Origin of the sequence: Ectobacillus funiculus (assembly GCF_004138295.1) — a bacterium.
In the GTDB taxonomy this organism is placed as follows: Bacteria; Bacillota; Bacilli; order Bacillales; family Bacillaceae_G; genus Ectobacillus; species Ectobacillus funiculus.
The window spans coordinates 1-9,904 of sequence record NZ_SCFM01000097.1 but is presented as its reverse complement, the minus strand read 5'-3'; the positions used below and the strand labels follow the sequence as shown (position 1 = coordinate 9,904).

6 protein-coding genes and 2 pseudogenes are annotated in these 9,904 nt (G+C 39.3%); all 8 read left to right on the top strand.

What is annotated here, in order from left to right; all coding sequences use genetic code 11:
• Positions 1-150: pseudogene (locus tag EP737_RS26435) on the top strand (carbohydrate ABC transporter permease); the annotation flags it as partial.
• 105 nt (positions 151-255) lie between these two features.
• Positions 256-1,380 (top strand): glycoside hydrolase family 88 protein, encoded by a 1,125-nt coding sequence (locus EP737_RS24635; protein WP_129731983.1) that lies wholly within the window; start codon positions 256-258, stop codon positions 1,378-1,380.
• A 43-nt stretch (positions 1,381-1,423) separates the two neighbouring features.
• Positions 1,424-3,301, top strand: a complete 1,878-nt coding sequence (locus EP737_RS24630; protein WP_129731981.1) for a DUF2264 domain-containing protein — start codon at positions 1,424-1,426, stop codon at positions 3,299-3,301.
• Between the two features lie 216 nt (positions 3,302-3,517).
• Complete coding sequence (locus EP737_RS24625; protein WP_165350926.1) at positions 3,518-4,150, top strand: YesL family protein; 633 nt, start codon at positions 3,518-3,520, stop codon at positions 4,148-4,150.
• A gap of 367 nt (positions 4,151-4,517) precedes the next feature.
• On the top strand, positions 4,518-5,870 hold the full coding sequence (locus tag EP737_RS24620) for an ABC transporter substrate-binding protein (RefSeq protein ID WP_425455965.1): 1,353 nt from the start codon (positions 4,518-4,520) through the stop codon (positions 5,868-5,870).
• A gap of 70 nt (positions 5,871-5,940) precedes the next feature.
• Positions 5,941-7,779 (top strand): sensor histidine kinase, encoded by a 1,839-nt coding sequence (locus EP737_RS24615; protein WP_129731974.1) that lies wholly within the window; start codon positions 5,941-5,943, stop codon positions 7,777-7,779.
• Positions 7,757-9,367, top strand: a complete 1,611-nt coding sequence (locus EP737_RS24610) for a response regulator transcription factor (RefSeq protein ID WP_129731972.1) — start codon at positions 7,757-7,759, stop codon at positions 9,365-9,367. The genes EP737_RS24615 and EP737_RS24610 overlap by 23 nt, the downstream gene beginning before the upstream one ends.
• Positions 9,368-9,569: 202 nt before the next feature.
• Positions 9,570-9,904, top strand: a pseudogene (locus EP737_RS24605) (sugar ABC transporter permease); the annotation flags it as partial.

Genomic DNA, 9,904 nt, shown 5'->3' with positions numbered 1-9,904 from the left:
GCAATGCAGAAATTCACAACAATCAATGGAGAATTTTATTCCTTGATCATGGCTGCGGCTGTATCCGCGATTCTTCCGTTAGTGATTGTGTTTATCATTGGTCAAAAACAAGTTATTGAAGGAATTGCGTTAGGTGGGGTGAAAGGCTAAGACTTGATTTTAGAAAGCATTTCAGCGGAAAATCTGGCGCTATACCGGGATAACCAGTATAGCGCCCAATAGGTACTTCAATTTAAATGAGTAAGGGTGAAGAAGATGACAGATCAACTACAGTGGGTAGATGAAGCATGGCAGAACGTTGTTGAAAAAGTTGATAAGACAAGCAAAAGCATAGGTGCTAATTTTCCTCACGCGAGTGAAAACGGCAAGTATGTACTCGCAGAACCGTACTGGTGGACAGCTGGTTTTTGGCCTGGCTTGCTGTGGCATGTATATCGCGATACAAAGGATGCTCGTTTAAAAGAATTGGCAGAGGAATGTGAGGCAAAGCTGGATGTTGTTCAACAGGATTATTACCGGCTCGATCATGATATGGGCTTTATGTGGACGTTGACAAGTGTAGCTCAGTATAGGCTCTTAGGGAACGAGGTTTCCAAACGGCGTGCATTGTTGACAGCGAATCTTCTAATGGGGCGCTTTAACGTAAATGGAAATTTCATTCGTGCCTGGAACCCTTGGTTTGAGGGAGAAGACAATAGAGGAGTCGCAATTATCGACTGCATGATGAATCTGCCTCTCTTGTATTGGGCTTCTGAAGAAACTGGTGATCCTAGATTCAAAAATATTGCCCAAAAGCATGCCGAAACCGTGCTCAATCATTTTATCCGAAGCGATGGCGCTGTTCACCATGTTATTCGCTTCGATCCTGAAAGTGGAGAAATGATTGAGGCGCTTGGCGGTCAAGGCTATGCTCCTTACTCTGCTTGGTCAAGAGGAACCTCGTGGGCGATTTATGGTATGGCGTTATCCTACCACTATACAGGAGAAGCTAAATTTTTGGAGACAGCAAAACGAGTTGCTCATTTCTTCGTGTCCCATCTGCCAGATGATTTCGTTCCGCATTGGGATTTCCGCCTTCCTGCTGATGTGGATGCGCCAAGGGATTCTTCTGCAGGTGCAATCGCCGCGTGCGGTTTACTGTTATTGGGAGATACAGTTCCAGAAACGCAGTCTCGTATGTACAAAGTAGTTGGGGAGAAAATCCTGCACTCTTTATACAAGAATTATGGTGATTGGAGCGGTTCGGAAGAGGGGCTGATCCTGCATGGCACAAGCCACTTTCCAGAGGGAAAATATCTAGATAACCCGCTGATATATGGGGACTACTACTTTGTCGAAGGACTTGCAAGATTAAAAGGTTACAAGGAATTATTTTGGTAGAATCGAAAGCTGCTAATGTGACCATTATAAGGAGGAATCGTGTATGTTAAAGCTCGATTTACCTATACAGAAGAACCCTCTCAAATCGAGGGAGGATCTCATCGGGGCTGTACAACAAATCTTAAGTCCGTTAAAGCCTTATTACAGCGAGGGAAGAGCCCTTCTTGAAATAGGACAAACAGGTACCAGCTATCCTGATCCAATTGCCGGAATGGAGGGGTTCTCAAGAGTCCTTTGGGGTCTTGTCCCTCTTTTGGCGGCAGGAAAGGAATCTGATATATGGGATATTTGCTTGCAGGGAATAAAGAATGGCACAAATCCTTCTCATGAGGAATATTGGGGAGAAATCTCTGACTTTGATCAACGGGCAGTAGAAATGGCTGCATTTGGCTATGCTCTCGCACTTATACCCGAAAAAATCTGGCAACCGCTTACCGAACAAGAAAAAGAGAACCTATTCGCATGGCTCAACCAGATCAATCAAGTTAGTGTATATGATTGCAATTGGCTGTTTTTCCCTATATTAGTTAATCTCGGTTTTAAGAGTGTTGGATTACCTTATGATCGAAAAAAAATGGAGAGGAACCTTGATAGAATTGAGCAATTTTATTTAGAGGAAGGCTGGTACGCAGACGGTCCAGTTGCCCATTGTGATTATTACGGTCCGTTCGCCATCCATTTTTATAGCCTATTGTATGTAAAGTTAATGGGTGAAGAGGATCCAGTCAGAGCACAGCGGTATAAGAGCAGGGCTGAGGCTTTTGCTAAAGATTTCATGTATTGGTTTGCAGAGGATGGATCAGCCCTTCCATATGGAAGAAGCTTAAGCTACAGATTTTCACAAGCTGCCTTTTGGAGTGCACTCTTATACGCAGAGGTAGAGCCGTTTCCGCCGGGAGTGATAAAGGGCATCATCCTTAGACATCTGCGTTGGTGGTTCAAACAGCCTATATTCGATTCAAATGGCTTGCTGACGATTGGCTATCGTTATCCAAGTTTGGTTATGGCGGAAAATTATAACTCACCTGGTTCACCATATTGGGCACTTAAAACCTTTTTACTTCTGGCTCTGCCTGAGGATAGTCCTTTCTGGAAGACAGAAGAAAAGCCGCTTCCATCCCTGAAAGCGAAAGCAGTTCAACAGTCACCGCGCTTTATTATATGCAGGCAGAATACAAAAAGTCATATTGTTGCGTTTAACGCTGGCTATCAGCACACAAATGAACATTCCCATGTAGCAGCAAAATATGAAAAATTTGCATATTCCAACTTTTTTGGGTTTAGTGTCCAAAAAGCAGAGTGGGGTCTTGCACAAGGCGCATTTGACTCCATGCTGGCGGTAAGCGAGGGCGACAACATCTATCGAGCGAAAAGAAAGTGCGAGGAATATGAGGTTAACGGTAACGTGGTGTACACCAAATGGAAGCCATGGATGGATGTTGAAATCAAAACATGGCTTGTCGCTGGGGTTCCATGGCATATTCGTGTCCATCGTATTGAGACAAGCAGAGGCTTAGATTGTGCTGATGGCGGATTCGCACTTGGACTTGAACATAAGGAATATAAAGGTCAAACGGCTGAGGTCATTCTAAACGGGCAAGAAGGTTTGGTGAAGTTCCCTTGGGGAGCGAGTGGGATTAAAAGCTTGTATGGAAACGGACAAGCAGAGCTGGTTTATCCAAATGCAAACACAAATCTCATGAATACACGTACTGTTATCCCTACAGTCAAAGCTAGTGTTAAGCCAGGTACACACTGGCTCATAAATATAGTGTTTGGGGAACTGGGAAGTGAAAATATTGTAAATAGCTGGGATGCTGTTCCAAAGATTGAGATTGTGAACGGGGAGATCATCATTAGCGAGGGAAGCGAGAAAATCGTGATCCAAACAGATGAGCTCAATCCTTTACCTGTTCTTTAAACATAAAAATTCTTATCTGTTAATAGTTCAAGTATAAGCCTGGGCCCAATATTCAATAAAGCCCAGGTTATTTTATGCGTTCTAAACTCTATGTTTTATAAAGAAGTAAAAAAAGTTTCAAAAGTAGTCAAAAAAGTGATTATTCAAATGAAAGCATTTTCATTAAAATGTTTAAATAAGTGACAGTAAAAATAAATGAAGGAGAGGGATACAATAGTGGAAGCAACTGGATGGATGGGAAAGTTATATAGTATCTGCCAATGGATAACTCGATTGGCGTATATCAATCTCCTATGGCTGCTTTTTATTAGTCTTGGAGTATTCGTCTTTGGAATTGCGCCTTCTACAGCAGCGATGTTCTCAATTATTCGCAAATGGCTACAGGGTGAAGCTAATTTCCCAATCTTCACATTTTTTTGGGAAACCTATAAAAAAGAGTTTAAAAAGGCAAATATTCTAGGGTTAGTATTGTTTGGGATTATTATGGGTTTGTACTTGGTTTGGCGTGTAACAAGCTCTGTTCAAGGGGTTTTATATCCAATTCTAACAGGCTGTTTAATAGGTGCTGTGTTTCTGCTTCTGATTGTCATGCTGTATGTTTTTCCGGTGTTTGTTCATTACGAGTACAGAACCCTGCAATATATTAAAACAGCTTTTTTAATTAGTATATCGTACCCGTTATATACGATAGCTATGATTCTTGCCGTAACAAGTGTTTTTTTAGTGAGCCTTTTCTTCTCTGGAGTGGGACTGCTCTTTTTTGGAAGCGGTTTAAGTTTCGCCCTGATGTATATGTCAAATGTAGTGTTTCGTAAAATCAGTCAGCAGTTACATGTACAGGGTGCATAAGTCTTTAGATATCATCTTACTCTTAGCACTTATTATCTTTCAAAATTTGAAGTAGAGACAACAAAAAAATGATTCCCTTGTAATTGAATTTATGGAAAACGCTTTCTTTTTGGGTGTTAGTAAAAATAAGGTTTAATCAAATATTAGATATCTACTTGGCCCTAAATTAATAGGATACTGCTATTTGATAGGTTACATGAACTATTTTAGCGCTAGAACTCTGTAATGATAAAAAACTAGGTTATTTTTGTTAAAATTTACATTAGACTAGTGAAATTATTTTTTATACGCTAGGGTAACTAAATTTGGTAAAATCTCTTTTGTAAGTGTTTTCAATATAATGCCTAACAATTATAGGGGGAAGATGATGAAGAAAAAGTTATGGGCTCCATTGCTTTGTACTGTAATGTTTACTGTTATAATGGCAGGATGTACAGGAAACAACAGTGACGAAAAAGCATCATCAGATTCGAAACAAGCTGAAACGGTCACCATCAAATTCCATGCTTACGGCACTGAGTCATCTTACAATTGGACAAATACGATTGCTGCTTTTGAGAAAAAGTACCCGAACATTCACATTGATTTAGTGACTCTAAGTGAAAAGGGAGATACCCAGGAAGCCACAAAAAAGCTGGATCTTATAGCGGCATCTGGAGGGCAATTAGATGTTCTCATGTTCAGTGAACCAGCAGCATATGCACAACGAGTAAGCCTAGGAATGGTTGCACCAATTGATGAATTTATTAAGGAAGAAGGATATGAAGTTTCCGAGGAGTATAAGGTTGACACACAAATAGATGGAAAATATTATGCGTTGCCAGGTAAGTTCAACCCTTGGTATGTTCTCTTAAATAAAGATCATTTGGCCGCAGCTGGTCTTGAGGTTCCGAAAGACTGGACTTGGGATGAATTTATGACATACGCAAAAGCGATGACAAGAGACGGCCATTTTGGAACATACTTTCATGGACCGCAAAATGGAAGTTGGATGGAATATCTGAAGCTTGCACTTGCAAGTGAAGCTGACAATACGGAATTTATAACAGCAGACGGCAAATCAAACCTCGATAACCCATTGTTCAAGAAAACACTTGAAATGCGATTGAAAATGGAAAAAGAAGATAAATCGGCTGTTCCGTACACAGACATACTATCTCAGAAGATGCATTACCGTTATCAGTTCTTTAATCAGGAGGCGAGCTCTATCCTAATTGGGAGCTGGATGAATACCGAACTTGGAGGTACAGAGCAGTTCCCGTTAACCTTTAATGTTGCGGTTGCTCCATATCCGAAAAACGAAAAGGGCGATGAAGGTGGTTATACACCAGTAACAACAGATTATATGGCAGTTGCTGCAAATTCAAAGCACAAAAGGGAAGCATATACATTTATTCGCTGGTATACAACGGAAGGGCAAATCGTCCAAGGCAAAAATGTTCCATCATGGAATAAAGTAAGCGATAGCGACTTCAATAAAATTATTGATAAGATTCTTAGTGGAACTAAAAATCCTGAAAAGGTGGATAAGGAGTCTCTCATTAGCGTCTTAACAAACGCTAAATCATCCAAGATCATTCCGCCTGTTTCCTATCAGGCTGAAATCTATAAAGTGCTCAATGAAGAATACGAAAAGATGATTTTTGATAAGCAGGACGTTGATAAGACTATTGCGGTTTCGCAACAGAGAGTACAAGAAATTATCAACAATAGTAAATAGTAATTGAATCATAAAGAAGAGGGGTACAAGTCGTTATATACCTATCTTTTTATTAGGAGGATCCCTACATATGAAGAATAAGATACAGCATATGCTGGTGCCCCGTTCGTTTCGTTTTAAAGTTATTTTTATTTCAATCATTTGTCTGGTTATACCCGGAATCATTACTTTATTTATCTATAATTATTTGACAAAGGATACTGTGAAAGAACAGGCGCTTTCCAATGCAAATAGAGAGCTGACAATTGCAGATGAGTATGTAGAGAAGCTCCTGCAAGATATGATGTACATTACAAATTTTATTCAAGTTGATGCTGAAATGAATACAATTTTAAAAGCAAATGCAAATAGTACTACGGAACAAGATCCAGAACAGCGCTATCAGCAGTTTATGGACGAAAGAAAAGTGAATAAAACGATTGAAAATATTACGTTAGTTGGAGAAAAATCATACGTCACAATTCTTTTAAAAAACGGTAAGTCGTATACGAATTATCCTGTCTCAGACTTTACCCCGATTCAATTGTTTAACGAAGCTTGGTTTGCGCAAATGAGCAAGATAAAAGGATATGAATCAGTGTGGATTGACACCCAGCCTACAATGTTTGCATCAGAGAAAATGAACAATCCCTATCAAGTATCAGTAGCTAGAACGTTACGGGACGAGAATTTAAATATATACGGATATGTAATCGTAACCATCATGGAAAATAAAATTAACCAAATATTCGAAAATAAGAATTCGGATGAGGAAATGATGCTCTTAGATTCTTCAAACCGAATTCTTTCGCATAGGGATGATTCTAGGATTGGTGAGCTATTCCAATATAGATCTCATCTTAAGGAAGACAACTCGCCAAATATTTTTCAGATTTCCAAAAAGGACTATCTGATTGCCGAACATGAAATCTCTTTCACAGGCTGGAAGCTTGTCTCTTTAGTTCCCTATGAGAAAGCGACAAATAAAATCAATGCCATTTTTAATAAGGTATTTATTGTACAAATTATTTCCTTCACTATTTTCTTAATTCTTCTGACTTATTTTATGCAAACAGTGACGAAGCCATTGGTCCATTTAGGAAATGTTGTAGATAAGGTGCAGAGCGGTAATTTAAACATCCGGTCGAGGCTTCAAGGCCAGGATGAAATTGGCCGACTGTCCAAATCCTTCGATCAGATGCTGGACCGTATTAATGAAATGATTCGGGAAATTACCGATACACAGGAAAGAAAAAGAAAAGCAGAACTGGATATGCTCCAAGCACAAATCAATCCTCACTTTCTTTTTAATGTCCTTAATTCTATCCGTATGAAGGTTTTGGTGAAAGGAGACAAGGAAAGTGCAGGTATGCTCAGCTCCCTATCCAAATTATTACGTATGACAATAGGAAAAGACAAAGAAATCATTACACTTCATGAAGAAATTCAAATTGTCTTAGATTATATTGGCATCATGAATATGAGGCAAAAAGAAAAGTTAAATGTTGAAATATCGATACACGAAGAGGCATATTCAGTGAGGATTCCACGGTTTATCTTGCAGCCTATCATCGAAAATTCCATCATCCACGGCCTAAACCAAAGTGCAGGAACTATTGTGGTAAGCACCAAAATGCAAGAAGATAAAGTTGTTATCGTTATTGAAGACAATGGTCAAGGAATGGATGAGCAGGCATTGAGTTATTTACGAAGAAAGCTTGTCCAATCTAATAGTACAGAAAATAGTAGCAATAAAACTAACAAAGGCTTCTCGTCTATAGGCTTATCTAATGTGTATGAACGAATGTATATGACCTTTGGTCCAACATTCAAAATGGATATAAAAAGTGCACTGGGAAAGGGCACGCAAGTTATTCTGATCATTCCTGAAGGAGGAGGCAAATCTGATGTACAAAGTAATGTTAGTTGACGACGACTATCCAGTACTAGAGTTTTTATCTGAAGCGATCGAGTGGGAACAGCTAGGCGTAACGCTTCAAAGTACGCATGAAAACGGTATGAGTGCCTTTGAAAGAGCGATGCTCGAGATGCCTGATATATTAATTACTGATATCGGTATGCCTAAAATGAATGGGATAGAATTGACAAAACAATTAAAAGATAGAAATCCGAATTTACAGGTTGCCATTTTGTCATGCCACTCTGAGTTCGGATTTGCACAGCAGGCATTAAAGCTACAAGTACAGGAGTATCTTGTAAAGGATACCTTCGATCCCGAAGAGCTATGCAACGTAATCAAGAAGCTTAAGAAAAATCTTGATGATGCGCAGAATAAAACGCTAAAACAGCTGCATTTGCAGAGTATGCTTGATCGAAATAGAGAGAGTGTGAAAGAACGATTTATCAAAAAAACAATTAACTCGGCTAAAATGGATGAAAAAGAATGGCTCACAGAAGCAAAATTATTAGGGTTGCAGCTGGATCAAACGAGATATATTGCATCTAGAGCCATGATACATGATTTTAGCCTGGTGAAAGAAAAGTATTTTTCTGAGGATACTTTGGATTTTGCAATTAATAATGTCGTTACCGAGGCAATCGAGGCGCATTGTCCAAGTGCAGTGCATTTTAACCTTGGAGCTAGGGAGTTATTTGTGTTTTTCCCTTCTTCTTCAACTCTAAAATTTCAAGCAGTGTCTGCGGCGACTGAAGGTATGAAGAGGATTCAGCATGCATTGAAAAAATCATTAAACATATCGCTGTCTTTTCTAATAGGTGAACAGTGTACAAATTTGATAACCTTTAAACAGGAGTTAACGCTTCTGTTAAATAGTGAGCATCAGAGTTTTTATATGGAATCTGGTACTATTGTAGAAAAGAAAGCGGCCGAGGCGACAAACGAAGATTTATTTTCCAGATATGACGAAGCAGCAGCAGAAATGAGAGAGCTGGTAATGCTTAGAGACGAAGGTAGAATCACTACTTTTGTTGCTAAATGGAGTGCGTTTCTAGAGGAAAAACAATTCCCTCCTGAGATAGTAAAGGATTGGGTACTTAAGCTTGTATTAGATTTAAGAGTAAGATTGCAGGCGTTGCAGTTTTTTCGATCGGATTATACAGTTGAATGCCTGCATAATGAGATTCTCACGATTCGTTTTTTTAGTGAACTGAAGGTTTGGCTAATGGATTATTTTAAGTCTGTACTGTCTCGCGTTCATGAAGTATATGAGCAGACAAGACGCCGGGAAATTTTAGATGCATTCAGGTATGTTTCAATAAATTTAGAAAAGAAAATCAGTTTGGAAGAGGTTGCTAGCTATCTGTTTCTGAATCCAAGCTACTTCAGCCGATTGTTTAAGAAGGAGGTCGGGGAGACCTTTGTTGAATACGTAACAAAAATGAAGGTTTCCAGAGCAAAAGAATTGCTTGAACAAACGGCTGACTCTGTAGGGAAGATTTGTGAACGGCTCGGCTATGATAATCAAAGCTATTTTATTAAGATTTTTAAAAACTATGTAGGAGTTACGCCTATTGAGTATAGGGGCGGAAAGGCCTGAATCGCCAGCTTGTTGTCCTTATTTGCCCTAATAGAAAGAAGTAAAGGCCCCTCCATCAGTGATGGGCCTTTTGCATTCCCGTAAATTTCTCAATCGAATTATAGAAGTCAAATTTATAGAGTGATACATCAAAATACCGTTAAGGAGGAGATTCATGTCTATTTTATAATGAAACTATAATAAAAAATTGAGGTGAAACGGAATGAGTGTTAAAACAGAACTTTCGACACCTGCAAAGGTTGTCAAACCTGTCAAAAAGGAAAAAGCCTTCAAGGAGAAAAGTGAAAATGGAATCGGTTTATTGTTTGTGTCTCCGATGCTAATAGGAGTTTCTGTCCTGATGTTACTCCCTATTATTGCGACGTTCGTTCTGAGCTTTGCGGATTGGAGCTTTATCACGAATCTTTCACAGCTAAGGTGGGTCGGGTTTGATAACTTCAGCAAAATCCTAGGGGATAAAGTGTTTCTGAAGTCGCTCGGGAATAATGCTCTATTCATTCTGACTGTCCCGATTTGTATGCTGATCTCACTTTTGTT

Excerpts from the sequence above, each read along its gene's own strand:
- EP737_RS24635 (WP_129731983.1), top strand. The coding sequence starts at position 256 with ATGACAGATCAACTACAGTGGGTAGATGAAGCATGGCAGAACGTTGTT.
- EP737_RS24630 (WP_129731981.1), top strand. The coding sequence starts at position 1,424 with ATGTTAAAGCTCGATTTACCTATACAGAAGAACCCTCTCAAATCGAGG.
- EP737_RS24620 (WP_425455965.1), top strand. The coding sequence starts at position 4,518 with ATGAAGAAAAAGTTATGGGCTCCATTGCTTTGTACTGTAATGTTTACT.
- EP737_RS24615 (WP_129731974.1), top strand. The coding sequence starts at position 5,941 with ATGAAGAATAAGATACAGCATATGCTGGTGCCCCGTTCGTTTCGTTTT.
- EP737_RS24610 (WP_129731972.1), top strand. The coding sequence starts at position 7,757 with ATGTACAAAGTAATGTTAGTTGACGACGACTATCCAGTACTAGAGTTT.